The organism is Sphingopyxis sp. USTB-05 (assembly GCF_023822045.1).
In the GTDB taxonomy this organism is placed as follows: Bacteria; Pseudomonadota; Alphaproteobacteria; order Sphingomonadales; family Sphingomonadaceae; genus Sphingopyxis.
In genome coordinates, this window is sequence record NZ_CP084712.1 from 2753732 (window position 1) to 2778149 (window position 24418).

A 24418-nucleotide genomic window follows, 5' to 3' on the forward strand; every position below is an offset into this window, starting at 1 on the left:
CTATCCTTCGTTCGACTGGGCGACGGCGACCGCGTCGACGGCTGCGCGCGCATCCTCTAGCTTCGCGGGAGCGACCTGCCCCTCGTGCGGCAGACGGAGCACGAAGCGCGCGGGGTCGCGCATGTCGAAACGCAATATGCCGCGACCGAGCAGACGGTTGGCGCCGTCCATATGTGCGAATTTCGCAAGCGCGGCCTTGGCCTCGGCCTCGCCCTCGGGAAGCGAAAGCGTCTCGCCGCTGCGGAAGCGCAGGTCCCATCGGCGGTTGCCGACCCATGTCGCGCCCGCGAGCAATTCCTTGAGGCTGCTCGCCTCCGAAAGCAGACGATCGAGGTCCTGCGAGCGCTGGTTCGCCCGCGGCCCGATGACCAGCGGCAGGTCAGGCATCGTCGCGACGGTGACGGGTTCGAGCACGACGCCCTTTTCGTCGATCAGCGACAGGCGATTATTATGCTGCCAGATCGCCGCGGGCGTACGCTCGACGATATCGACGACGAGCGTGTCCGGAAGGCGGCGGGATACGCGCGCATCCTTGATCCAGCCATATTTCATAAGGTCGCCGCGGACATCTTCCAGATCGACCGCCGCCATCGAGCGGTCCTTCTGCGCAAGCGCGATGTCATAGACTTTGAGCCGGTCGATGCGATCGGCGCCGACGACCTCGACCTTCTTGACCTGAAATCCCGCGCGGCCGACCAACTGCGCATATTCCTCATGAACCTTTGCGGTCACGCCTGTGGCATGGGCGGCGATGGCGGCAACCGCGCACAGGCTGAGCCCGACGGTCCAGTTGGCGATCTTCTGCAGCCGTTGCGGGCTGATCGGCAGCGCGTTGATAATCGCATTGAGGCGCGAGGTCTGTACCCTCCGCCGCTTTTTCGGCGCACGCGCCGGCCGGCGCGGCGGCGCCTTCCCCCGCTTGATCTGTGTCTTGCTCATGATAACGCTTCCCCCACGATGCGTTCGACGAGTTCGGCATAATCCATGCCGACGGCGCGCCCCTGTTCGGGCACAAGGCTGAGCGGCGTCATGCCGGGCTGGGTGTTGACCTCGAGCAGGAAAATCCCCGCAAGGCCATGTTCGTCGTCCCAGCGGAAATCCGAGCGGGATGCGCCCTTGCAGCCGAGCAGGCGGTGCGATTGCAACGCCAGATCTTTCATCCGCTGCGCGACGTCATCGGGGACGTCGGCGGGACAGACATGTTCGGTCAGGCCGTCGGTATATTTGGCGTCATAGTCGTAGAAGCCCGACTTGACGCGGAGTTCGGTGACCGCAAGCGGCGTGTCGCCGAGCACGGCGACGGTCAGTTCGCGACCCTTGATGAAGGGCTCGGCCAGCAGCCGTTCAAATTCCTGCCAAGGGCCCACGGCTTCGCGCGCGATCGGGTTGCCGTAATTGCTGTCGTCCTTGACGATCGCGACGCCGACCGACGAGCCCTCATTCACGGGTTTCAGGACATAGGGGCGCGGCAAGGGGTCGACTGTGAAGAGGCTTTCGCTGTCAACCATCGTCCCCGTCGGCATGGGGATACCATGCGGCACCAGCGCCTGTTTCGTCAATTCCTTGTCGATCGCGATGACCGAGGTGACGAGCCCGCTGTGGGTGTATTTGAGACCCATCAGGTCAAGCATGCCCTGCACCGTCCCGTCCTCGCCAGGGACGCCGTGGAGCGCGTTGAACACGACGTCGGGTTTTGCCTCGGCAAGCCGCTGCGCGACATTGCGGTCCATGTCGATGCGCGTGACCTTGTGCCCACGGCTTTCGAGCGCGTCGGCGACGCCATTGCCGCTCATCAGCGACACTTCGCGCTCGGCCGACCAGCCGCCCATCAGGACGGCGACATGCCACGGACCCCGGCTCACTTCATGACTCCCACGCGCTGTATTTCCCATTGCAATTCCACGCCGCTCTTCGCTTTCACGCGGCGGCGGACTTCCTCACCGAGCTCTTCGATATCGGCGCTGCTCGCCTCACCGGTGTTGATCAGGAAATTGGTGTGCTTTTCGCTGACCTGCGCCCCGCCGACCATGAAGCCACGGCAGCCGGCTTCGTCGACGAGCTGCCATGCCTTGTGTCCGTCGGGGTTCTTGAAGGTCGAACCGCCGGTTTTCGAACGCAGCGGCTGCGAGGCTTCGCGGCTTGCCGAGATGCGGTCCATTTCGGCCTGGATCGCGCCGGGTTCGCCGGGTCGGCCGCGAAAGGTCGCGCCGATCACGACCGCGCCCTCGGGCAACTCACTGTGCCGATAGGTGTAGCCGAGTTCGGCGAGCGGCAGGGTCTTGCGCTCGCCCGAGCGCAGCACGACGTCGCAATCGATCAATATGTCCTTGACCTCGCCGCCGTAGGCGCCGCCGTTCATGCGCACGAAACCTCCTACGGTGCCCGGGATCGAGCGCAGGAATTCCATGCCGGCGATGCCCGCGTCGCGCGCGGTCGAAGAAACAAGAATGCCCGACGCGCCGCCGCCGCAACGCAGCGTCGTCGCATCGACCGCTTCGACCTTCGCGAACGCCTTGCCAAGCCGGACGACGACGCCCGGGAAGCCGCCATCGCGGACGATGAGGTTCGACCCGAGGCCGAGCGCCATCACCGACACGGCAGGATCGAGATCGCGGAGGAAATCGGCGAGGTCGTCGGCGTCCTTCGGCTCGAAAAGCCAGTCGGCGGGGCCGCCCGACTTGAACCAGACGAGCGGCGCGAGCGGCGCCTTTGCCGTCAGTTTGCCGCGTACGGCAGGAAGCGTGTCGGCACTGCTCATGCCGCTTCCACCGCCGCGGCGAGGCCCGCAGCCATCTTGGTGATATCGCCCGCGCCGAGGCAGATGACCTTGTCGCCCGGCCCGAGATCGCCGGCAGCGATGCTGGCGGCGATAGCAGTGGCCAGCGCGCCGGCGTCGGCCACGACATTGGCCTGACGGTGACCCCGGTCGCGCAGACCCGCGACCAGGACATCCGACGACACGCCGTCGATCGGCGCTTCGCCCGCGGTATAGACGGGCAGCGCAAGCACGATGTCGGCGTCGTTAAACGCCTGCTGGAAATCGTCCATATGATCGCGCAGGCGCGTAAAGCGATGCGGCTGGACCACCGCGACAACGCGCCCCGCCCCCACGCCTTCGCGCGCAGCCGACAGCACGGCACGGATCTCGACGGGGTGATGGGCATAATCGTCGATCACAGTGACGACGCCCTCGCCCACCGCAATCTCGCCGACCTTGGTAAAGCGGCGCTTCACCCCGGCAAAACCGTTGAAGCCCGACACGATCTTGTCGTCCGAAACGCCCATGTGCAGCGCGACGGCAATCGCCGCGAGCGAATTCTGGACATTGTGGCGGCCCGACATTGGGAGGTGAATGCCCTCAATCGTCCGGCTGTTTCCGTCGCGGTCGCGCACGACGACGTCGAAGCGATTGCCGTCGGGGCCGGGCGTCACATTGGTGCCGCGAACGTCGGCTTGGGCAGAGAAGCCATAGGTCACGATCCGGCGGTCGCGGATGCGCGGGATGATCGCCTGGACCTCCGGATGGTCGAGGCAGAGCATCGCCGCGCCGTAAAAGGGTACATTCTCGATAAATTCGACGAAGGCGTCCTTGATCGCGTCAAAGCTGCCATAATGGTCGAGATGTTCGGGATCGATGTTGGTGACGACCGCGATCGTGCCGTCGAGGCGCAGGAAGCTGCCGTCGCTCTCGTCGGCCTCGACGACCATCCAGTCGCTGGCGCCGAGGCGCGCGTTCGAGCCATAGTTGTTGATGATTCCGCCGTTGATCACCGTCGGGTCGATCCCGCCCGCGTCGAGCAGCGCGGCGACGAGGCTGGTCGTCGTCGTCTTGCCATGCGTGCCTGCAATCGCGACGGTCGATTTCAGCCGCATCAGTTCGGCAAGCATTTCGGCGCGGCGGACGAGCGGGATGCGGTTCGCGAGCGCGGCCTCGACTTCGGGATTGCCGCGCTTGACTGCGGTCGATGTGACGACGACCGCCACCCCGTCGACGTTCGAGGCTTCGTGCCCGATCGCGACCTTGATCCCGCGTTTGCGCAATCCCTCGACGACGTAAGAGTCGGCGATGTCGCTGCCCTGCACCTGATAGCCCAGATTGTGCATGACCTCGGCGATGCCCGACATGCCGATGCCGCCGATGCCGATGAAATGGATGGTGCCGATATCCGTCGCAACGCCGCGCATCATTTATCTCCCGCGCGGGTGGCGGCAATGCCGCCGGCTACCGCAGCCGAGCGCGACGCGGCGCCGACGCGGATGACATCCATCATCGGCGGGGCTGCGAGCGATTCGACCAAATCGGCAAGATCGCGCGTCGCGTTCGGCAGGCCGCAGCTTGCCGCACGTTCGGCGGCTTCTTCGAGCGCGCCGGGTTCGAGCGCCATGCGCTGGATATGTTTGGCGACCTCGGCAGCGGTGAAGTCGGGCTGCTGGAACGAAATCGCACCGCCCGCCTGGACCAGGTCGACGACATTATAGGTCTGATGGTCGTCCATCGCGCTGGGATAGGGAACGAAGATCGCCGGGCGCCCGGCACAGGCGAGTTCGGCGACCGTCGATGCGCCCGCGCGCGCGATGACCATATGCGCCCAACGCAGCCGCTCGGGAAAGTCCTTGATGTAGGATGCGCATTCTGCGGCGACGCCGAGTTCGGCATATTTGGCGCGGACCGCTTCGATATCATCCTCGCGGCACTGCTGCACGACCTGCAAGCGGTCGAGCAGAGCACGCGGCAACATCGCAACAGCGGCAGGTACGACGTCGCTGAGCACCGTTGCACCCAAGCTTCCCCCAACCACGAGCAAGCGGAAAATGCCATCTTCGGGCAGCGGCGGGAAACCGTCGTCACGGATCGCGATGATCTCCTCGCGCACCGGATTGCCCGTGATATGGAGCTTCGCTTCCTGCCCCGCGGGATAGCGCTGGATATTATGATAGGCGACCGCCACCGCGTCGACGCGCGGCGCCATCATGCGGTTGACGCGGCCGAGCACGGCATTTTGTTCGTGGAGCACGCGCGGCCGCTTCGTGGCGCCGGCAGCGAGCAGACTGGGGAGCGAGGGATAGCCGCCGAAACCGACGACGACGGCGGGGTCGAATTCATCGATCAGGTCGATCGCCATGCGGCGCCCCTTGCGGATCGCGAGAGCAGCCTTGACCCAGCCGGCGGGGCCTCCCGATACGCGGCCCGCGGGCAGCACATGCGTGTCCATCTCCGCCGGAGCACCGGGAATTCTGAGGCCGCGGTCGTCGCTGACAAGCGCGACGCGGTGTCCGCGCGCGATCAGTTCGCCGGCGAGGGCGTAGGCGGGCAGCATATGTCCTCCCGTCCCGCCGGCGGCGAGAAGGAAGTGGCGGGTGGCAGTCATTTCTTGTTCCAGTTCCGGGTCATCGATACCCGAGCCGCATAGGGGTTTCGCCGGGTCAGCGACAAGAGCAAACCCATGCCGATCGACAGAGCGATGAAGGACGAGCCACCATAGGAGATGAAAGGCAAGGTCATCCCCTTCGACGGGAATATCTGCGTGTTCACGGCCATGTTGATCACTGCCTGCCCACCGAACTGCGCGATCAGGCCCGCGACGGCGAGAATCAGGAAGCTGTCTTCCTCATCGAGCAGGCGGACAAGAACACGCACGATGATCGCGAGATAGAGCACCGCGATCGCCATGCACGCGATCATCCCGAACTCCTCGCCGATTACCGAGAAGATATAGTCGGTATGCGCTTCGGGTAGCTGGAACTTGGCGAGTCCCGCGCCGGGGCCGGTGCCGATGAGGCCGCCCGCGGTCAGCGTCGCATGCGCCTTATCGACCTGAAAACTGTCACCCTCGGCAAAGAGCCAGATGTTGATGCGCTGCTGCGCGACCGGATAGAAGAAATAGGCGAGCACGATGCCCACGACACCCGCACCCGCGAGTGCGCCCATAATCCGCATCGACAGCCCCGCAACGAGGACGAGGACGAACCAGGTCGCCGCAAAGATGATCGTCTGCCCAAGGTCGGGCTGGCCCATGAGCAGCAGCGCGATGACGCCGGTGAGCGCCGCCGCGAGCGGCACGACGGGCAGGCTCTGGTCGTGGAGGCGCAGCGACAGCACCCACGCGAGCGACACCGCGAAGAAGGGCTTCAGGAACTCCGACGGCTGCAGCCGGAACACACCGCTGCCGATCCAGCGCTGCGCGCCGTTCACCGAGGTGCCGATCAGCGGCACCATGAAGAGCAGGAAGAGAAAGGCGATGGTGCCATAGATGGCGAAGCGCCGCGCCTGCGGCTTTGGCAGCATCGACACCATCAGCATCACCGGCACGCCGACCATCACCCACATAAGCTGGCGATAGAAATAATAGAGCGGATCGAGCGACGCGGTCGAGGTCGAGAGTTTCTGTGCCGCAACAGGCGACGCCGCCGCAACTGCGACTAGCCCGACCGCGACGAGGATCGATACCAGCAGTAATAGAACCCGGTCGATTTCCCAAAACCAAAGGCCGAGCGGTGTGCGGTCGGCACGGCTGAGGCGCGGGCCGCGGCGTTTCGTCGTTCGCGTGGCGGCAATCACCGGGCGTTCGGTTGTGTCCAAATTATCCCCCCCGCTCATGCCCCGAGCGCCTGTACCGCAGCGCGGAACACATCGCCGCGCTGCTCATAATCCTTGAACTGGTCGAACGACGCGCAGGCGGGCGACAACAGCACGATATCGCCCGGCTTCGCCATGGCCGCCGCCTGCTTCACCGCCGCAGCCAGATCCCCCGACCGCTCGACCGGGATCGCGTCGCCAATCTCGTCCGCGAAGGGCTCCATCGCCTCGCCGATCAGATAGGCGCGTTGGACATGGCCGAACCAGGGACGGCACGCCGCCAGCCCGTCGCCCTTGGCCTTGCCGCCCGCAATCCAGTGCAAACGCTGGTCCGGCGCCGGCGGAAAAGCCGCCAGCGCCGGTGCAGCGGAAGCCGCGTTGGTAGCCTTGCTGTCATTGAACCAGCTGACCCCCCCGACTTCGCCGACCAATTCCATCCGGTGCGGCAGCGACTTGTAGGTCGCAAGGCCGCGTTCGATCTGTTCGTCGTTCAGCCCCAGCACGCGGCACACGGCGATCGCGCAGACGGCGTTCTGCGCGTTGTGCGGCCCCTGCAATGCGGGCCAGCGCGCCTGATCGACCGGATCGACATCCTTTGCCGACACGCGGTGGAGGCGGTGGTTGATGCGGCTTGCGATCATCTTCGACGGATCGTCATCGACCGCGACGATCGCCACCTGATCGCGATGTTGCAGGCCGAACAGCCGCGCCTTCGACGCCGCATAGCCGGCGAAGCCGTCGTAGCGGTCGAGATGATCGGGGCTGAGGTTGGTCAGCACCGCAACGTCGCAGGCAAGGCTGTGCGAAAGGTCGATCTGGTAGCTTGAAAGTTCGAGCACATAGACGCCGCCTTCGGCAAGCGGATCGCGGCTGAGGATCGGCAGCCCGATGTTGCCGCCCATCAGCGTCGGCACGCCAGCACTTTCGAGCATATGCGTGATCAGCGCTGTAACGGTCGATTTGCCGTTGGTGCCGGTGATGCCGACGACTTTATGCGCGGGCAGTTCGTCACGAGCCTCGGCAAAGAGTTCGATGTCGCCGATTACCGGCACATGCGCCTCGCGCGCGTGCGCCGCGATCGGATGGCGGTTAAGCGGGACGCCCGGCGACACGACGACGCCCGCGAAGCCGATGAGATCGATGTCGAGCGGATTGCCGATGTCGGCGCCAAGCGCCATCGCATCGTCGCGCGCTTCCTCGCGGTCGTCCCACGCGGTCACGCCCGCGCCACTGGCAACGAGCGCCTCAACCGTCGCGAGGCCCGAGCGCGCCAGTCCCAGCACCGCATAGCGGCGACCGGCAAAGACGCGCGAGGAGATCAACGGAGTTTCAAGGTCGCGAGCCCTGCGAGCGCGAGGACGATCGAGACGATCCAGAAACGGATGACGACGGTGGATTCGGGCCAGCCGAGCTGCTCGAAATGATGGTGGATCGGCGCCATGCGGAAGACGCGCTTGCCGGTGCGCTTGTACCAGAAGACCTGGATGATCACCGACAGCGCCTCGACCACGAACAGCCCGCCAACGAGGACGAGGACAAGCTCATGCTGCGCGGTTACAGCGATCGTCGCGAGCGCGCCACCAAGCGCGAGGCTGCCCGTGTCGCCCATGAACACTGCCGCGGGGGGCGCGTTGAACCACAGGAAAGCAAGGCAGGCGCCGATGATCCCCGCGGCAAAAACCGCGAGTTCGCCCGCACCGGGGACGTGCGGAATGCCGAGGTAGCCGGCGAACTTCACGTTGCCCGACAGATAGACGATGACGAGGAAAGTCAGGCTGGCGATGATCACCGGGAAGGTTGCGAGCCCGTCGAGACCGTCGGTGAGGTTCACAGCGTTGCCGAAACCGACAATCAGCACCATCGCAAAGACATAGTAGAGCGGGCCGAGTTCGAGCACGACGCCGCTGAAAAATGGCAGATACAGGTCGGTGCCGGTGCGCGACACGATCAGGAACACCGCAACGCCAGCGATCAAAAATTCGATCAACAGGCGCACGCGCCCCGGAATTCCGCGATGGCTGGCCTTGGTCACCTTGTCGAGATCATCGAGGAAGCCGACCGCTGCAAAGCCGCCGGTCACGAATATGCACGCCCAGACGAAGCGGTTGGAAAGGTCCATCCACAGGAGCGCCGAGATCATCAGCGAAATGAGTATCATCAGCCCGCCCATCGTCGGCGTGCCCTTTTTCGCCAGGTGGCTCTGCGGCCCGTCCTCGCGGATCGGCTGCCCCTTGCCCTGCCGCATCCGCAACATCAGGATGAAGCGAGGGCCGATCCACAGCCCGATGATCAGCGCGGTCGCGACCGCGGCCCCCGAACGAAAGCTCAGGTAGCGAATGAGGTTGAGAGCCCCCGGAAAGCCAAGCCATTCCGCCAGCCAATAAAGCATCAATAGTCCCCGTTGGTCAGAGCCGCCACGACATGCGACAACCCGACGCTGTTTGACCCCTTAACCAGCACGGCGTCGCCCGGACGGATCAGGTCCTTCAGCCGCCCTACCGCGGCCGAGTGGGCGGCCACATGCTCGAAATCGACGCGTCCCTCAAGCGCTTTGGCAAGCGGCGCCATCTCTTCGCCGACAAGCAGGGCGAATTGCACCCCCGCCGCGACGAGCGGAGCCGCCAGACCCGCGTGATATGCCTCTCCGCCCGGTCCAAGCTCCTTCATCGCGCCGAGAATCGCGAGCTTGCGATCGGCGGATTCGGTGCCGAACTGGTTGATCGTCGCGGCCATCGAGGCCGGATTGGCGTTATAGCTTTCGTCGATGACGAGGATGTGGCCGCCGGGCACCGCGACGCGGTGACGCGCGCCGCGTCCGACGAGACCGCCCATTTCGGCGAAGGCGAGGCCCGCGGCGGGCAGGTCGCCGCCGACGGCCTTGATCGCCGCCAGCACCGCAAGCGAATTGGCGACCCAATGTGCGCCAGCCTGCGCGATGTTGAAGCAGAGCAGCGAGTCCTGCACCTGCGCGGTGACGAGCGAACCGCCCTTCCCGTCCGACAGCCAGTCGACCGCGCGGACGTCGGCTCCTTCACCAAGCCCAAAGCTCACGACGTGCGCGGCGTGCTGCTCGGCTTTCGCACGAAGGCGCGCATAATGAGGGCTGTCGAACGGAACGATCGCCGTACCGCCGGGCTCCAGCCCCTCGAAAATCTCACCCTTTGCATCCGCAATCGCTTCCTCGCCGCTGAAGAATTCCATGTGGGCGGGGGCGATGGTGGTGACGATGGCGACATGCGGGCGGACCATCCGCGTCAGCTCGGCGAGTTCGCCCGCGTGGTTCATCCCCATTTCGAATACGCCGAAATCGGCGGTCGAGGGCATGCGCGCGAGGCTGAGTGGGACGCCTACGTGGTTGTTGTAGCTTTTAACCGAGCGATGTGCCCTTCCCGGGCGGAAACGGTCGAGTGCGGCGAACAATGCCTCTTTCGTCCCCGTCTTGCCCGCCGAGCCGGTGACGCCGATGATGCGGCCGTGGCTGCGCGCGCGCGACGTGGTTCCGAGCGCGTTCAAAGCCGCCGCGCTGTCGGCGACGCGGACATGCGGATGATCGATCGCGGTTTCGCAGACGATACCGGCGGCGCCCGCGGCGATCGCCTTGTCGATGAAGGCGTGGCCGTCGGCAAATTCGCCCTTCATGGCGACAAAGAGGTCGCCCGCCGTGACCTCACGCGAGTCGAAGGCCACGCCCTGCACGGTGAAATCGGCGCTGGCGGTACCGCCCGTAGCAGCGGCGATGGCGCGCGCGGTCCAGAGCGGATTCATGCCGCCACCTCGCGTGCGACGGTCACATCGTCGAAGGGAATGACACGCATGTCGTCACCGCGACCGACAATCTGGCCCTGCTCGTGCCCCTTGCCCGCGATGCAGACGATATCGTCGGAGCGCGCTTCGGCGATGGCGGCGGCAATCGCGGCACGGCGGTCGCCGATGACCCGCGCGTCGGGTGCCGCGGCCGCGATCGCATCGCGGATGACGGCGGGATCTTCGCCGCGTGGATTGTCGTCGGTGATGATCAGCACGTCGGCCTTGGCTGCGGCAACTTTGCCCATTTCCGGGCGCTTCGCCTGGTCGCGGTCGCCGCCGGCCCCGAAAACGAGGATCAGGCGGCCGTTCGCATGCGGGCGCAGCGCGTCGAGCGCCGCTTCGATCGCGTCGGGCGTGTGGGCATAGTCGACATAGACCGGGGCACCGGTTCGGGCGATCGCGGCGCGTTCGAGGCGGCCGCGCACCGGCTGGAGCCGGGCGAGATTGCCGAGCGTCTGCGCAGCGTCGCCGCCGGTCGCGATCACGAGGGCCGCCGACACGAGCGCGTTCGCAACCTGATAGGCTCCAATCAGCGGCAGATCGACCTTTTGCGTCAGATCGCCCGCCGCGATGACGAGCGCCTGGCCGAGCTGCGTCGGCTCGCGCGAGACAAGGCGAAGTGTTTCGCCCTTTGTACCGACGGTCAGCAGACGGACGCCGCGCGCTTTCGCAGCCGCGATCACCGGCGCCGAATATTCGTCGTCGGCCCACACCACCGCCGCACCACCGGGCTCGACGACTTCGGAGAAGAGCCGCAACTTGGCCGCGAGATAGGCGTCCATCGTGCCGTGATAGTCGAGATGGTCGTGGCTGAGGTTGGTGAAAGCAGCCGCCTTCACCGGCAGACCCTCGGTGCGATACTGGTCGAGACCGTGACTCGACGCCTCGAACGCGGCGTGGGTGACCCCCTCGACCGCGAGACCCGACATGTTCGAGAGGAAAGTGACGATGTCTGGGGTCGTCAGCCCGGTGGATGCGCTGTCCTGTGACGTCGTGATGCCAAGCGTGCCAATCGACGCGGCGTTGAACCCCGCCATCCGCCAGAGCTGGCGCGTCATCTCGACGGTCGAGGTCTTTCCGTTCGTGCCCGTCACCGCGACGCAGGTCGCGGGAAAACGATGGAAGAAGCGCGCCGCGATATGCGCGAAGGCCCGGCGCGGGTTGGCATCGGCGATATGCACCGCACCCTCGACCTGCGCCTCGGGACGACCAACGATTGCCACCGCCCCGGCGTCAACGGCGGCTGCAATAAAGTCCTCGCCATTGAATTTTTCGCCGACGAATGCGCCGAAGACCGTGCCCGGCGCGACCTTGCGATGGTCGATGGCGAGCCCCGTAACGACGGGATCGCTGCCCTCCAGCGACTGATCTTCGAGCAGCGCGGCGAGACGCATCAGTGCGCTTCCTCGCCTCTCCGCAGCAGCGGGGTCAGTTCGGAAACATCGACATCGCGGCTTTCGTCAGGAAACACGCCGAGCATCGGGCCAGCGCGCGTCACGACCTTGCGCACCACCGGTGCCGCGGTCCAGCCGGCGGTCCGCTGGCCGGAACTGAAGGCATTGCCCTTGGGCTCGTCGATCATCACCAGCACCACATAGCGCGGATTGTCCATCGGGAAAGCCGCCGCGAAGGTCGAGACGAGCGAATGCCGGCGATAGCCGCCTGCGCCAGGCTTTTCAGCCGAACCGGTCTTGCCGCCGACGCGGAAGCCCGGCGCCTCCGCCTGTTTGCCGGTGCCGTCGGAGACGATGAGACGGAGCAACTGGCGCATCCGCGCACTGGTCGACGCCTTGAACACGCGGCGCCCCTGCGGCGGCGCCTTGTCGCCGAGCTTGAGCATCGTCGCAGGGCGATAGATACCGCCGTTGACGAGCGCGGCATAGGCGCTGGCGAGATGGAGCGGGGTCACCGCGATGCCATGGCCATAGCTGGTCGTCATCGTCGTCAGGCGGCCCCAATCCTTGGGCCACAGCGGGAAAGCGCGCTCCTTGAGCTCGATCTGCGGTCGCTTGTCGAAATCGAGATTGCGGAACAATTTTTCCATATTCTCGCGGCCGAGTTCGTCGGCGATGCGCGCGGTTGCGATGTTCGAGCTTTCGATCAGCGTTTCGGGCACATTGTACCAGCGGCCGGGATGGCTGTCGCGGATACGGAAACCCGCGATCGCGAGCGGTGCCGAGGCATCGTAGCGGCGCGCCATATTGGTCACCACGCCATCGTCGATGGCAGCGCCGATCGACAGCGGCTTGAAGGTCGACCCCAGCTCATAAAGATTATAGGTCACCGCGTTGCGGCGTGTCGCCGGATCGCTGCCGGTCAGCTTGTTCGGGTTAAAGGTCGGGAGCGAAGTCATCGCCGCGACTTCGCCGGTGTGGACGTCGAGAATGATCCCCGCCCCGCCGATTGCCTCAAGGTTCGCGACCGCCGAACTCAGCTCGCTTTCGAGTACACCCTGTACGCGCGCGTCGATCGACAGCGCGAGCGGCTGCCCGCGCGTCGCCTTGTCGATTAGCCGCTGGTCGAAGGCACCTTCGACGCCGGTCACGCCATGCCCCTCGGCGTTGGTGAAGCCGAGGACGTGGGCAGCAAGCGTCAGCTGCGGATAAAGGCGTTCCTTTTCGCGCGGAAAGTCGAAGCCGACGTCGCCGATTGCGTTCACCGCCGCGACCTGATCGGGCAGCGCGCGGCGGCGAATGTAGGTCGGCCGCGACCCGCTGACCTTTGCCAGCAATTCCTCGCGCGGCGTGTCCGGGAATATCTTGTGGAGCTCGTCGGCGAGATATTGCCGGTTGTTGAGCAGCTTCGACGGAACGACGCGGATCGAATAGCCGTCGATGGTACGCGCCAACGGCACGCCGTTGCGGTCGACGATGTCGGCGCGCGCCGGAACAAAGGCCGTCGCCGCGCCGCGGTTCGACGCGGTATCGAACAGCGCGAAATAAAGGAGCCGCACCGATACAACCAAAAATGCCGCCATGAACAGCAGCATCAGGATCATCAAACGCTGTTGTGCGGTCAGCAATATCTGCTGCCGCACCCCAGCGGTTCGGACCCGGGTCGGACGGACGACCAGCGTGTTCATCGGCCGGACTTACCCCCTGCAGCCTCGACCGCCGCCGCACGCTTGAGGTCTGCGAGCGTCGATTCGGCGAGGAGTTGGTCCTCGATCATCTTAAGCTGTTCACGGCGACGTGTCGGCGCCATCCGCGGCGTCACGTCGCTGCGGATGGCCGTTTCAGCCTGCGCGAGCACCACAGGCTTGATCGCCGCCGGCTTGGCTGCGACCGGGCTTTCCTTTGTGGCCGTATTGGCCGAAGCGGGCGGCGTCCCGACGGGCGAAACCATCGCCATCAGCACAGGCGCGACTTCGTTGGCGCCGCGCGCGCGCGGCAAGCGGTCGAGCGAAGCGAGCTGGCGCTCACTTTCCAGATACTGACCCGCATCGGGCGCCGAATAGCCGAAGGTATCGGCGTTCCACTGTTCGAGCTGGCGCATCGAGGCCCGCACCGCGAGTTCGGATTCAAGGTAGCGGATATTGTCGCGCGTGCGGTCGATCTGCCGCTCTATCCGCGTCAATTCGCTGCGCGTCGCCGCAACCTTCAGCGACACGGGATAGAGCATCATCGCGAAGATGAGCACGAGCAGAACCAGGCCAATCCCCTGGACCTTGCGGGCCGCCATCAGCATGACATCGCCTCCTTCCCTGAATTTCCCTGGACCGAATGCGCCGGAGCGGCCGTCCGGATCGCGCTGCGCAATGTCGCCGAACGAGCACGCGGATTGCGTGCCTCTTCGGCCTTGCCCGGACGCACTTTGCGCGCCGGGGTTTCGAAAGTTGCGGCCCGCGCCAGAGGGATCGGCGCGGGCCGGTGGCGCGAACCCGCGGCATCGCCACCGCTGCGTTCGCGCAGGAAGTTCTTCACGATCCGGTCTTCGGTGCTGTGAAAGCTGACGACCGCGAGCCGGCCACCGGGGCGCAGCAGACGCTCGGCCGCGTTGAGGCCGGCCATCAACTCGTCGAGCTCGCCGTTCACATGGATGCGGATCGCCTGAAAGCTCTTGGTCGACGGATCCTTGGGCGCGCCGGGCGGATGGCGCAGCGCTTTACGGATCACCGTCGCAAGCTCGCCGGTACGGGTCAGCGGGCGCGCCGCGACGATCGCGCGCGCTACGCGGCGCGACTGACGTTCATCGCCATAATGGAAAAGCACGTCGGCGATTTCGCCCTCGTCGGCGCTGTTCAGCCAATCGGCCGCGCTTTCGCCTTCCTGCGCCATACGCATGTCGAGCGGCCCATCCTTCTGGAACGAAAACCCGCGCTCATCGCGGTCGAGCTGCATCGAGGAAACGCCGATATCGAAAGTGATGCCGTCGACCGCCTCGATCCCGCGCTCGGCGAGCAATCGGTCGATCTCGCCGAAGCGGCCGTGGATCAGCGTCAGCTTGCCGCCGGCTTCCTCGACCAGCGCCTGCCCTTCGGCAATCGCATCGGGATCGCGGTCGCAAGCGATGACCTCGGCACCCGCGGCGAGCATCGCGCGGGTGTAGCCGCCGGCGCCGAAGGTCGCATCGACATGGCGCTCACCGGGGGCGATGGCGAGTGCTGCGAGGACTTCTTCACGGAGGACCGGATCGTGGCGAGGATCCCTGGGGAGCTCGGGAAGGACGTCGGTCACTTGCGCCCCTTCCCTTTGGTCGCATCCCACGACGCCGCGAGCCGCTGAAGCACCGGATCGGCCTCGGCACATTCGGCCAAGGTCGGCAGCCACCAGATTTCCAGACGGCGGCCCGAGCCCACAAAAGCCGTCGCGCCGGCATCGCCGACGCGGTCGCGGTGGATGAAGCTGGGAAGGAAGCGACCGCTGTCGTCGAGCGTATATGGCTCGGTATAGCTGAAGCGCTTCTTGAACTCGCTGTCTTCGTCGAAGTCGAGGTCGCGCAGCCGCGCTGTTTCGCGGTCGCGCTCGATCTCGCCGTTCAGTCGGTCATACTGGTCCTGGCCATAGGCGACGAGGCACGGCAGCTTTTCATGAAAGCCGACCCAGAGCACGCGCTGACCGTCCGCAGTGAGGGGCACATTGTTGCGGAACTGTGAGGGGACAGCGATGCGCCCCTTGCCATCGATCGCGGCGAAATTGGTGCCCGCATACTGGCCGGGCGTCACAATCGCCATCGCTCTGTCCCCCGTATTCGCGCCACCGGGCAAAACTTCCCCGTCTCCGAAATCACGCGATTTCAGCTGGTTCGGCACGGGTGGAGAATGCCCCTCTCCGATTGCTTGAGTACCAACTATAGATCGGGGTGAAAAGGGGTAATTTAGGGTGAAATAGGGAATCTAAGCCCTATTCGCCGCAAAAAGCGCTCCAAATTGGGTAAATACCGGTGCCACGGCGCGCGAAGGCACCGGGCATGTTGTTTCGATACGGGTGAAAAGGGGCGAAAACCCCGACTCAATCGGGGCGGCTGCGAATCCAGAGCGGATGCAATGCGGCACGTCCGGCGCCCGGCCAAAGGCGGGCCGAAAGCCATTCCATCGTGTCGGCTTGCCGCAGATGGTCGGCGCCCGGCACAAGCGGCTGCCATAGCGGCGCAAACAGCAGGTCGGCATCGCCCACCAGCCATATCTCGCCCCGCCCTATCCGGCAGCGCGCGGCGCGGCGATCGGCAAAGGCGCGGCAAGTTCCGGGCAGACGCTCCAGCCGCCCCGCGCTGAACAAGCGAAGCCGAGCCCCCTCGACATCAGCAGCCAGCGCCCTGCCCCCGTGCTCGGGGGCAGCACCCAGAGTCACGCCCCAATGGTCCAGCAGCGGCGTGAGCAGGCTCGTTACCGGCGGATTGCGCGGATCGCCGAGCGGGTGGCGCGCCGGCCAGCCCGACAGCGCATCGGCGAGCACGACTGCGTGTCCGCCGCCGCGCACGAACGCATCGATCGCGACCAACTCCCGCGGTGCCAGTGCGCGCGTGTGGGCTATGAGAAGCGTTCCGCTTGGTGGCGGGACATGGTCGGCGATACTGTCGACCAGCAAGAGTGGTCCGGTCGCGGTCAGCCGTGCGAGCGCCGGATCGTCATTTGCGCCTTCGGCGATCATCGCGGCGATGTCGCCGCCGCCTGACCATCGCAGCGGCAGGCCAGTGAGCATGGTGACGGCCGGCGCCCCCGCCGCTGCCGGTGTCGGGCGATAGAGCGCGGCCAGCAACATATGCCCTGCCCCGAACCAAGCGGCCGCGAGCAACAGTGCCGCAGCCCATGGCAAGAGCCGGAATCGCGGGCGCCAGCGAACGAGCGCGTCGGCGATCAGAGCCGCGAGTCCACCCGCCAGGATCACGAGAAGGAGCTGCCACGGGCCGGAAGACCCGGCGAGGGTCAAGCCAAGCAACGCTTGCCCGGCGACCAGAAACAACAGCGAGAGGAACAGCGTCTGCAGCCGGTCCCGGGTGGGCTTGCCGCGCTCGCTCCAGGCGAGAAGCATCATCGGCGGCGCAAGCAACGGAACGGCAAGCGCGGGGTCGATACGGCCGAGCGCCGACTGCCCGCCCGCAACCCACGTCAGCGCGGTGATCGCGATGGCGGCGACAAGGGCGCGCAGCATCGAGCCGCGCGAGACCGCCGTCACTGTTTCGACTGGCGCGCGCGCTGGAGGGCGGGGTCGGGTTCTAGGTCGGGGACGGTCGACGGCGGCGCCGCCTGCGGCACCTTTACCGGCGTAGCGGCATTTTCGTCCTTCGACGAAGGCTGAACCGCCTGAACCCCCAGTTCCTCGAGCGGAGCGCCGCTGGTCTTCTGTTCATCGCCAGGCATCTTAACTTCGGCGGTGGCGGTCACATCGTCCCCTGCGCGCTCGCGCGCTCGTTCGCCGATCAGCCCGGCCATTCCCACGAGCAGCAATACCGTGAGCACGCCCGCTATGCCGATCTGCAAGCGGCGTACCGTATCGTTGATCGGCGCGGGCGGCGGCGGCACGGGTTGCGGCTTGGGCGTCGACGGGATTTCGATGCGGACGCTCATGCCGCAGCCTCCTGTGGTGTCTCCAGTCCTTTGCTCGCCAGCCATTCGGGGTTGTAGAGCGTCGAGAGATAGCGAAACCCGCTGTCACACAGCATGGTTGCAATGCGCTTCCCCGGCCCGAGGTGCCGCGCGAGCGCCATCGCCCCAGCGACGTTGATCCCCGATGAGAGGCCGAGGCACAGCCCCTCTTCGTCGAGCAGTTGGCGGACCACCGCGAGCCCCTCGGCATCCGAGATGCGGAACTGCGTGTCGATCGGCGCACCGTCGAGGTTTGCGGTGATGCGGTTCTGGCCGATCCCCTCGGCAACGCTGCTGCCTTCGGCCTTCAACTCGCCGCACTGGTAATAATTATAGAGCCCCGCACCATGCGGGTCGGTGAGTGCGATGACGATGTCGGCACTCTTCGCCTTTAGGCCCAGCCCGGTGCCCGCGATCGTGCCGCCGGTCCCCGCCGCGCAGGTAAAGCCGTCGATACGCCCGTCCATCTGCTCCCAGATTTCCTCGGCGGTACCGAAGATGTGCGATTTGCGGTTGGCGATATTGTCGAACTGGTTCGCCCAGATCGCATTGTCGGTCTCCTCGGCGATGCGGCGCGAGGTGTGGACGAAATGGCCGGGGTTGGCGAAAGGCGCGGGCGGGACAAGCACAAGTTCGGCGCCGAGTGCGCGAATCGTCGCCATCTTCTCGGCACTCTGGTTATCAGGCATGACGATGATCGTCTTGTAGCCGAGCGCATTGCCCACCAGCGCGAGGCCGATACCGGTGTTGCCCGCCGTCCCCTCGACGATCGTGCCGCCGGGTTTCAGGCTGCCGTTCGCCTCTGCATCACGGACGATATAGAGCGCGGCGCGGTCCTTCACCGACCCGCCGGGATTGGCATATTCGCACTTGCCCCAGATTTCGCAGCCGGTGGCTTCGCTCGGCCCTTTGAGCAGCACCAGCGGAGTGTTGCCGATGAGGTCGAGGCTGTTTGCAGCAATAGTCATGCACATGATCTAGGGCGCCGCCCGCGGCCTCGCAAGACAGCTTCGCTTGCCCCGCCAATCTTCGGGCTTTGTCGACCAACGGGCAATGAGGTCCGACGAACGACAGTCCCGGCGAACCTCAGGGGTTGCGATTGTAACAGTATATCATTACTGCCGCGCCGACAGGTCGCCATAAAACAGGACTCTCCCCTTATGCGTTTGCTTTGCTCTGCCGGTTTCACTTTTGCCATGTTCCTCGCCGCTCCGGCTTTTGCGCAGGACCGCGCCGCCACGGGCAGCGAGGACGATGTGCACGCAGGCGGGCCGATCGTCGTCACCGCACCCTATGTCCGCAGCCTGGACATCCTTGGCAATGTATCGGTGCTTGAGGGCGACGAGCTGGCGCGCGACATTCGCGGGCAGATCGGCGACACGCTCACGCGCCAGCCGGGTGTATCGGCGACCAGCTTTTCCCCCGGCGCATCGCGTCCCGTCCTTCGCGGTTTTTCGGGCGAGCGCGTACGCGTGCTGACCGACGGCATCGGGTCGATCGACGCCTCGAACACATCCGCCGACCACGCGGTCACCATCGACCCGCTGACCGTCGAACGCATCGAAATCCTGCGCGGCCCCGCGGTGCTGCTGTTCGGCAGCCAGGCGATCGGCGGCGCGGTGAATATGTTCGACCGCCGGATTCCCCGGAAAGTCCCCGCCGACCATGTCCATATCGACGCGATCGGTGGCTATGCGACCGCGGCGAACGACCGCAACATCGGCAGCTCGATCGACGTCGCGCTGAGCCCGCAGATCGTCGCGCACCTCGACGGTAGCTGGCGCAAGACGGGCGACACGCGCAGCGGCGGCTTTGTCTATGCACCCAACATCCGCGGCGACCTGCTCCATCTTGCCGAGCATGAAACCGAAGAGGGGCACCTCGACGAAGCGGCCGAATTGACCGCGCAGGCGGGCAAGCGCGGCAAGATCGACAATACGCAAAGCGAGACCTGGACCGCAGGCGGCGGGATTTCGCTGATCAACGACGGCGGACAGCTCGGCATTTCGGTCGGCTATTTCGACACCAACTATGGCGTCCCCGACCGTCCCGACACCGCGCACGACCATGGCGGCGAGGAAGGTGAAGGCGGTCATGATCATGGCGAAGGCCCCGTTACCATCGGCATGAAGCAATGGCGCGCGGACCTGCGCGGCGAGGTGGAACTGGGCGACGGCTTTTTCGACAAGCTGCGCATCCGTGCCGGCTTTGCCGATTACAAGCACACCGAGTTCGAGGGCGACGAGGTGGGCACCGTCTTTACCAACCAGGGCGTCGAAGGCCGGATCGAACTGGCGCAGAACGACCGTGGCGGCTGGCGCGGCGCGAGCGGCGTGCAGTATAGCCACCGCGATTTCGACGCGATCGGTGCCGAGGCATTCGTACCGCGCAACCTGACCGATCAGTTCGCGCTTTTCACGCTGCAGGAATATACGATGGGCCCGCTCGGCCTGGAAGCCGCGGCGCGCTACGAAAAGACCAATGTGCGCGCGCAGACGCTTGGCTTTGACCGCAGCTTCGACAGCTTCTCGGGCGCGCTCGGCGCGACCTATGATCTGTTCGAGGGCGCGAAGTTCGGCATCTCCGTGTCGCGCGCGGTCCGTGCGCCGTCGGCCGAGGAATTGCTGTCGAACGGCCCGCATATCGCGACGCAGAGCTTCGAGCTGGGCGATCCGAATTTGAAGCGCGAATCCAACTGGGGTGCCGAGGCATCTTTCAAGATCAAGACCGACGCCTTCAACCTCAGCCTGACCGGCTATTCGAACTGGTTCGACAATTTCATCTATTCGGCGGCGACCGGCGCGGAAGAGGATGAGCTTCCCGTCTTCCAATATTTCCAGCGCGACGCGCGCGTCTATGGCTTCGAAGCCGAGGCGAGTGCCCGGCTGGCGCAAATCGGCGGGTTCAACATCGTCGGCGACGTCACCGCCGACATGACCCGAGCGAAGATCAAGAATGCCGGGCTCGACCGCAATGTGCCGCGCATCCCGCCGCTGCGCATCCTCAGCGGGCTCGAAGCGCAGGGCGAACGCGTCGATGCGCGCGTGGAAGTCGAATGGACCGACGACCAGACGCGCACCGCGCAGTTCGAGACGCCGACCGACGGCTTCACGCTGGTCAACGCCTCGCTGAGCTGGCGCCCGCTGCCCGACACGAAAAATCTGACGCTGAGCCTGTCGGCGAACAATATCTTCGACGTCGAAGCGCGCCGTCACGCCAGCTTTACCAAGGATTATGTGCCGCTGGCCGGACGCGATTTCCGTCTGACGGCGCGGGCGAGCTTCTAAGAAATTCGTCGCCCCCGCCATTGCGGGGGCGACGGATCTTAATCAGAAGGCGAGCTGCTTGCGCTTGTTCCAGTAGATTGAGGTCGCAGCGGCATAGGCGCCCACCTTTTCCCAGACTGCACCGTCGATCTTTTCGATATCGACGCCCGCATCGATATAGGCCTGGACGATCTTCATGATCTGCTCCTCGGTCATATCGCCCGACAGATCGGGGTTCGCGCCATTGGGACCGAAATCGAGCGCCTTGTCGACGGTCACGTTCGACAGCCCCAGCGCCGCGATATCGCCGATCAGCCATTCGCGCGAAATGCGCGCAAGGCTGTAGTCGAAATAGGTCGGCTTTTGTTCATCCGTGATGCCGTGACGCGTCACGCAATCGTCGGTGACAGCGCCAAGCTGCTTGAACAACGCCTCGCGCGATGCCGCGTCGCCGCCGCCGGCCATTGCGGAACCGATCGAACTTTTGGTGCCGGCCGGAATCGACGTGACGACGCAATCGAACTTCTCGCCCTCCTGCGCCAGGGCCACGCCCGGCAACACGGCCAATGCAAGCATCGCGCTTGCCATCAAACCCTTCGACATCGGCGAATCCTTCATACGCAAGAGAGATCGACCCTCAGGACAGCATGGCCATCCCGCCGTTCACATGCAACGTCTGCCCGGTGACGTAGCCCGCCTCTTTCGACGCGAGATAGACGACCGCTGCGGCGATATCGCTCCCCTCGCCCATCCGGCCGGCGGGGATACGCTGGTTCAGCGCCTCCTTCTGCGCATCGGGCAGATCGGCGGTCATCGCCGTGGCGATAAAGCCGGGCGCGACGCAATTCGCGGTGACGCCGCGGCTCGCGAGTTCCTGTGCCAGCGCCTTGGTCATGCCGGTGACGCCTGCTTTCGAAGCGGCATAATTGGCCTGCCCCGGATTGCCGGTCGCGCCGACGACGCTGGTAATCGAAATGATGCGGCCGAAGCGCGCCTTCATCATCGGCTTCGCGGCAGCACGCGCCAGGCGGAAATTGGCCTCGAGATTGATGCGAATGACGTCCATCCACTCGTCGTCCTTCATGCGCATGATCAGGTTGTCGCGCGTCACACCGGCATTATTGACGAGGATGTCGAGCTGGCCGAGCGCATCGACCGCCGACGGGACGAGCGCGTCGACCGCAGCCGCATCGCCGAGATTGCAGGGCAATGCGATATGATCGCCGCCGAGCGTATCGCGAAAGGCATTGAGCTTGTCGGCGTTGGAACCCGACACCGCGAGCCGAGCCCCCTGCGCGGCAAGCGCCTGCGCGACGGCCGAACCGATGCCGCCCGAGGCGCCGGTGACAAGGGCGGTCATGCCGGTGAGATCGAACATTTTATTCTCCTGATGATTGCCGGTTCACGCGGAGACGCGGAGACGCGGAGGGTTTATGATCGTTGACGATGCGACGCACACCTTCCTTGAGTGTAGCGCCGCCAAAATTGATAAGGAGACCAACAGACTGGCCAGTAAGACGAAGATAGGTCAGCAACTGTTTGCCATGCGCCGGGTTCAGCCGTTCAACCGATTTAATCTCCACCAGCAAACGGTTGTCGACGAGCAAATCAATACGAAAAGCAGCATCGAAGCGAGAGCCTTCGAAATATATATCGATCGGCATTTGCCGATCGACGCGATAGCCCAGCGCCACCAGTTTTCCGGCAAGAACGGTTTCATAGACGCTTTCCAATAGCCCCGGCCCCAGTTCCCGATGCAAGCGAAGGGACAAGTCGAGCACATCGCCGCTCACCACGTCTATGTCCCGCACAATCCCTCCGCGCCTCCGCGTCTCCGCGTGAACTTCTTTCGTCGCTACCTCTGCGCCTCTGCGCGAATCTTCTAAAGCGTTTTCAACAGCGCTTCGATGTCGTCCATTGAAATCACGCTCATCGTCTCGACTTCGCCCGATGCGCTGCGCTTGACCATCGGTGAGAGGACTTTGCCGCCGAATTCGACGAAGTGCGTCACACCGATATCCTCCATCGACGCGACGCTTTCGCGCCAACGGACGCGGCCGGTCACCTGCTGGACGAGGAGGTCGCGGATCGTGTCAGGGTCGCTCACAGGGCTCGCGGTGACATTGGCGACGACCGGGATGAGCGGCGCGACGGGCGGGTTGGCGCCCAGGGCCTCGGCCATCGCGTCGGCAGCGGGCTGCATCAGCGGGCAGTGGAAGGGCGCCGAGACGGGCAGCAGCACGCCGCGCTTGATTCCATAATCCTTGACCAGCGCGACCGCGCGTTCGACGGCGCCCTTGTGGCCCGAGATCACGACTTGCGACGGGTCATTGTCGTTGGCGACGGTGCACACTTCGCCCTCTGCCGCTGCGTCGGCGAGCTTCTGTGCCGTCTCGATATCAGCCCCGAGCAGCGCCGCCATCGCGCCGACGCCGACGGGCACCGCTGCCTGCATCGCCTGCCCGCGCGTCTTCAAAAGCCGCGCAGTGGTCGCGAGGTCGAACGCGCCGGCGGCGCAAAGCGCGCTATATTCGCCGAGGCTGTGGCCCGCGACATAGTCGGCCTTGGCTGACAGCGTCACGCCACCTTCCTTTTCGAGCACGCGCAACGTGGCAATTGCGTTGGCCATGATCGCCGGCTGGGCGTTTTCGGTGAGGGTGAGCTGGTCCTCGGGACCTTCGCTCATCAACTGGAACAGCTTCTGGCCGAGCGCGTCATCGACCTCCTGAAACACTTCGCGCGCGACTGGCGACGCTTCGGAAAGCGCCTTGCCCATGCCGACCGCCTGGCTGCCCTGACCCGGAAAAATAAATGCACGCATGATGCGTCCCTTCGCATGTTCTTGAATGGGCTCGCGCCTATTCCTTCACCCCGCGCGATGCAAGCCGAAGGGCACGACCTTGTTCGCCGCGTCGTGGCCGATGTCCGCCCGGCCGAGCCACGAGATCCCGGTGCGCGCGCACCAGCCCTGCGCGATCTCCTCGGCCTCCATGCCGAACGGGCGGTCGTTTTCAGGGACGTCGCTGACACGCCCCAACCGCAACCCGGCAAGCCCGCGCGGGCCCAGATAGCTCGCGATATGGAAGAAGGCGCGGTCGAAGGCGTAGAGATATTCGCTGACTTCTTCGACGAGCAGGACATGCCCGGAAAGGTCAGGTTCGAGCGGGGTGCCGAGCAGCATCGACAGCGTCATCAGGTTGAACGCCGCGTGCCGCGCGCCGTGCTGGAGGCCGGGCTCGCACGCAGCCGGGTCACGCGCAACGAGCCAATCGAGAGCGCGCAGCACCGCGGCATCGCCCCCGTCGCGGCGGATATCGGCGACCATAGGACCGTGCGCGACATGGTCGAAGCCGTCCCGATACAGCGCGCCGAGCAGATTGCCCTGATCCGAATAGCCGAGGAATGCCTTGCCGCGCGCGACATCGGTCATCGCCGCGACCGCATCCTCGGCGATGCGGCATGCGCCATAGCCCCCGCGCGCAAACCAGACCGCGTCGATATCGGGCCGGTTCGCCATCTCGACCAACGCGGCGAAGCGGTGGCCGTCCTCGCCCGCAAAATGGCCGTGGGTGGCAAAGCATTGCGGGTCGAAGACGAGTTCGACGTCGGGGTAACCAAGGCTTGCCAGCGCGCGCACCGCCTCGGCATCGTCGGGCAGGATCGGGGTGGATGGGGCAACAATTCCGATGCGCATGGAGCGACCTATAAATCCGTTCGTGTCGAGCGAAGTCGAGACACCCATCG

The 24418-nt window shown here is 65.3% G+C and carries 23 protein-coding genes; 1 reads left to right on the forward strand and 22 read right to left on the reverse strand.

From position 1 onward, the window contains the following. From KEC45_RS12750 to KEC45_RS12830, 17 genes are all read right to left on the reverse strand, one after another. Positions 1–939, reverse strand: a complete 939-nt coding sequence (locus tag KEC45_RS12750) for a cell division protein FtsQ/DivIB (RefSeq protein ID WP_062178665.1) — start codon at positions 937–939, stop codon at positions 1–3. Next, the gene (locus tag KEC45_RS12755; protein ID WP_062178662.1) at positions 936–1862 is read right to left on the reverse strand and encodes a D-alanine--D-alanine ligase; all 927 of its coding nucleotides are present in this window, start codon (positions 1860–1862) and stop codon (positions 936–938) included. The genes KEC45_RS12750 and KEC45_RS12755 overlap by 4 nt, the downstream gene beginning before the upstream one ends. After that, positions 1859–2758 carry a UDP-N-acetylmuramate dehydrogenase gene (murB, locus tag KEC45_RS12760; RefSeq protein ID WP_062178659.1) on the reverse strand — a complete coding sequence of 300 codons (900 nt, stop codon included), beginning with the start codon at positions 2756–2758 and terminating at the stop codon, positions 1859–1861. The genes KEC45_RS12755 and murB overlap by 4 nt, the downstream gene beginning before the upstream one ends. Beyond that, the gene (gene murC / locus KEC45_RS12765) at positions 2755–4185 is read right to left on the reverse strand and encodes a UDP-N-acetylmuramate--L-alanine ligase (RefSeq protein ID WP_062178656.1); all 1431 of its coding nucleotides are present in this window, start codon (positions 4183–4185) and stop codon (positions 2755–2757) included. Before murC ends, murB begins: the two co-directional genes overlap by 4 nt. After that, positions 4185–5369 carry an undecaprenyldiphospho-muramoylpentapeptide beta-N-acetylglucosaminyltransferase gene (gene murG, locus KEC45_RS12770; RefSeq protein ID WP_062178653.1) on the reverse strand — a complete coding sequence of 395 codons (1185 nt, stop codon included), beginning with the start codon at positions 5367–5369 and terminating at the stop codon, positions 4185–4187. Before murG ends, murC begins: the two co-directional genes overlap by 1 nt. Further along, the gene (locus KEC45_RS12775) at positions 5366–6598 is read right to left on the reverse strand and encodes an FtsW/RodA/SpoVE family cell cycle protein (protein ID WP_193749114.1); all 1233 of its coding nucleotides are present in this window, start codon (positions 6596–6598) and stop codon (positions 5366–5368) included. The genes murG and KEC45_RS12775 overlap by 4 nt, the downstream gene beginning before the upstream one ends. Next, positions 6595–7899 carry a UDP-N-acetylmuramoyl-L-alanine--D-glutamate ligase gene (gene murD / locus KEC45_RS12780; RefSeq protein WP_062178650.1) on the reverse strand — a complete coding sequence of 435 codons (1305 nt, stop codon included), beginning with the start codon at positions 7897–7899 and terminating at the stop codon, positions 6595–6597. The genes KEC45_RS12775 and murD overlap by 4 nt, the downstream gene beginning before the upstream one ends. After that, complete coding sequence (mraY, locus tag KEC45_RS12785; RefSeq protein ID WP_062178647.1) at positions 7896–8966, reverse strand: phospho-N-acetylmuramoyl-pentapeptide-transferase; 1071 nt, start codon at positions 8964–8966, stop codon at positions 7896–7898. Before mraY ends, murD begins: the two co-directional genes overlap by 4 nt. Then, on the reverse strand, positions 8966–10342 hold the full coding sequence (murF, locus tag KEC45_RS12790) for a UDP-N-acetylmuramoyl-tripeptide--D-alanyl-D-alanine ligase (RefSeq protein ID WP_062178644.1): 1377 nt from the start codon (positions 10340–10342) through the stop codon (positions 8966–8968). Before murF ends, mraY begins: the two co-directional genes overlap by 1 nt. Continuing rightward, entirely contained in the window at positions 10339–11778 is a 1440-nt protein-coding gene (locus KEC45_RS12795; RefSeq protein WP_062178641.1) for a UDP-N-acetylmuramoyl-L-alanyl-D-glutamate--2,6-diaminopimelate ligase, read from the reverse strand. The genes murF and KEC45_RS12795 overlap by 4 nt, the downstream gene beginning before the upstream one ends. Continuing rightward, entirely contained in the window at positions 11778–13466 is a 1689-nt protein-coding gene (locus KEC45_RS12800) for a penicillin-binding protein 2 (RefSeq protein ID WP_062178638.1), read from the reverse strand. The genes KEC45_RS12795 and KEC45_RS12800 overlap by 1 nt, the downstream gene beginning before the upstream one ends. Beyond that, positions 13463–14071, reverse strand: a complete 609-nt coding sequence (locus KEC45_RS12805; protein WP_062178635.1) for a hypothetical protein — start codon at positions 14069–14071, stop codon at positions 13463–13465. Before KEC45_RS12805 ends, KEC45_RS12800 begins: the two co-directional genes overlap by 4 nt. Continuing rightward, a complete protein-coding gene (gene rsmH / locus KEC45_RS12810; RefSeq protein ID WP_062178632.1) occupies positions 14065–15060 on the reverse strand; it encodes a 16S rRNA (cytosine(1402)-N(4))-methyltransferase RsmH in 996 nt (331 codons plus the stop codon). The genes KEC45_RS12805 and rsmH overlap by 7 nt, the downstream gene beginning before the upstream one ends. After that, on the reverse strand, positions 15057–15557 hold the full coding sequence (locus KEC45_RS12815) for a division/cell wall cluster transcriptional repressor MraZ (RefSeq protein ID WP_062178629.1): 501 nt from the start codon (positions 15555–15557) through the stop codon (positions 15057–15059). Before KEC45_RS12815 ends, rsmH begins: the two co-directional genes overlap by 4 nt. A 277-nt stretch (positions 15558–15834) precedes the next feature. After that, a complete protein-coding gene (locus tag KEC45_RS12820; RefSeq protein WP_238586584.1) occupies positions 15835–16998 on the reverse strand; it encodes a GldG family protein in 1164 nt (387 codons plus the stop codon). Beyond that, positions 16995–17390: a hypothetical protein gene (locus KEC45_RS12825; protein ID WP_062178626.1), complete on the reverse strand. Its 396-nt coding sequence runs from the start codon at positions 17388–17390 to the stop codon at positions 16995–16997. The genes KEC45_RS12820 and KEC45_RS12825 overlap by 4 nt, the downstream gene beginning before the upstream one ends. Further along, positions 17387–18376 (reverse strand): cysteine synthase A, encoded by a 990-nt coding sequence (locus KEC45_RS12830; RefSeq protein WP_062183631.1) that lies wholly within the window; start codon positions 18374–18376, stop codon positions 17387–17389. Before KEC45_RS12830 ends, KEC45_RS12825 begins: the two co-directional genes overlap by 4 nt. A gap of 192 nt (positions 18377–18568) precedes the next feature. Between KEC45_RS12830 and KEC45_RS12835 the strand changes: the two genes are divergently transcribed. Continuing rightward, positions 18569–20695, forward strand: coding sequence for a TonB-dependent receptor (locus tag KEC45_RS12835; protein WP_062178623.1), 2127 nt, complete (start codon positions 18569–18571; stop codon positions 20693–20695). A 42-nt stretch (positions 20696–20737) separates the two neighbouring features. Here KEC45_RS12835 and KEC45_RS12840 read toward each other — a convergent pair whose 3' ends face one another. The 5 genes from KEC45_RS12840 to KEC45_RS12860 form a co-directional block, all read right to left on the reverse strand. Next, entirely contained in the window at positions 20738–21277 is a 540-nt protein-coding gene (locus KEC45_RS12840) for a hypothetical protein (protein WP_152682304.1), read from the reverse strand. Positions 21278–21311: 34 nt separating this feature from the next. After that, complete coding sequence (gene fabG / locus KEC45_RS12845) at positions 21312–22052, reverse strand: 3-oxoacyl-[acyl-carrier-protein] reductase (RefSeq protein WP_062178617.1); 741 nt, start codon at positions 22050–22052, stop codon at positions 21312–21314. A gap of 1 nt (position 22053) precedes the next feature. After that, positions 22054–22485 (reverse strand): GxxExxY protein, encoded by a 432-nt coding sequence (locus KEC45_RS12850; RefSeq protein ID WP_062178614.1) that lies wholly within the window; start codon positions 22483–22485, stop codon positions 22054–22056. A gap of 71 nt (positions 22486–22556) precedes the next feature. Next, positions 22557–23495: an ACP S-malonyltransferase gene (fabD, locus tag KEC45_RS12855; protein ID WP_062178611.1), complete on the reverse strand. Its 939-nt coding sequence runs from the start codon at positions 23493–23495 to the stop codon at positions 22557–22559. 45 nt (positions 23496–23540) lie between these two features. Further along, positions 23541–24368 carry an LD-carboxypeptidase gene (locus KEC45_RS12860; RefSeq protein ID WP_062178608.1) on the reverse strand — a complete coding sequence of 276 codons (828 nt, stop codon included), beginning with the start codon at positions 24366–24368 and terminating at the stop codon, positions 23541–23543. Between the last annotated feature and the right edge of the window lie 50 nt (positions 24369–24418).

What these genes read in the sequence shown, in the direction of transcription:
- KEC45_RS12750 (WP_062178665.1), bottom strand. Translation starts at nt 939, where the DNA reads ATGAGCAAGACACAGATCAAGCGGGGGAAGGCGCCGCCGCGCCGGCCG.
- murB (WP_062178659.1), bottom strand. Translation starts at nt 2,758, where the DNA reads ATGAGCAGTGCCGACACGCTTCCTGCCGTACGCGGCAAACTGACGGCA.
- murC (WP_062178656.1), bottom strand. Translation starts at nt 4,185, where the DNA reads ATGCGCGGCGTTGCGACGGATATCGGCACCATCCATTTCATCGGCATC.
- murG (WP_062178653.1), bottom strand. Translation starts at nt 5,369, where the DNA reads ATGACTGCCACCCGCCACTTCCTTCTCGCCGCCGGCGGGACGGGAGGA.
- KEC45_RS12775 (WP_193749114.1), bottom strand. Translation starts at nt 6,598, where the DNA reads ATGAGCGGGGGGGATAATTTGGACACAACCGAACGCCCGGTGATTGCC.
- mraY (WP_062178647.1), bottom strand. Translation starts at nt 8,966, where the DNA reads ATGCTTTATTGGCTGGCGGAATGGCTTGGCTTTCCGGGGGCTCTCAAC.
- murF (WP_062178644.1), bottom strand. Translation starts at nt 10,342, where the DNA reads ATGAATCCGCTCTGGACCGCGCGCGCCATCGCCGCTGCTACGGGCGGT.
- KEC45_RS12795 (WP_062178641.1), bottom strand. Translation starts at nt 11,778, where the DNA reads ATGCGTCTCGCCGCGCTGCTCGAAGATCAGTCGCTGGAGGGCAGCGAT.
- KEC45_RS12800 (WP_062178638.1), bottom strand. Translation starts at nt 13,466, where the DNA reads ATGAACACGCTGGTCGTCCGTCCGACCCGGGTCCGAACCGCTGGGGTG.
- KEC45_RS12805 (WP_062178635.1), bottom strand. Translation starts at nt 14,071, where the DNA reads ATGCTGATGGCGGCCCGCAAGGTCCAGGGGATTGGCCTGGTTCTGCTC.
- KEC45_RS12815 (WP_062178629.1), bottom strand. Translation starts at nt 15,557, where the DNA reads ATGGCGATTGTGACGCCCGGCCAGTATGCGGGCACCAATTTCGCCGCG.
- KEC45_RS12825 (WP_062178626.1), bottom strand. Translation starts at nt 17,390, where the DNA reads ATGAGCGTCCGCATCGAAATCCCGTCGACGCCCAAGCCGCAACCCGTG.
- KEC45_RS12830 (WP_062183631.1), bottom strand. Translation starts at nt 18,376, where the DNA reads ATGACTATTGCTGCAAACAGCCTCGACCTCATCGGCAACACTCCGCTG.
- KEC45_RS12835 (WP_062178623.1), top strand. Translation starts at nt 18,569, where the DNA reads ATGCGTTTGCTTTGCTCTGCCGGTTTCACTTTTGCCATGTTCCTCGCC.
- KEC45_RS12840 (WP_152682304.1), bottom strand. Translation starts at nt 21,277, where the DNA reads ATGTCGAAGGGTTTGATGGCAAGCGCGATGCTTGCATTGGCCGTGTTG.
- fabG (WP_062178617.1), bottom strand. Translation starts at nt 22,052, where the DNA reads ATGTTCGATCTCACCGGCATGACCGCCCTTGTCACCGGCGCCTCGGGC.
- fabD (WP_062178611.1), bottom strand. Translation starts at nt 23,495, where the DNA reads ATGCGTGCATTTATTTTTCCGGGTCAGGGCAGCCAGGCGGTCGGCATG.
- KEC45_RS12860 (WP_062178608.1), bottom strand. Translation starts at nt 24,368, where the DNA reads ATGCGCATCGGAATTGTTGCCCCATCCACCCCGATCCTGCCCGACGAT.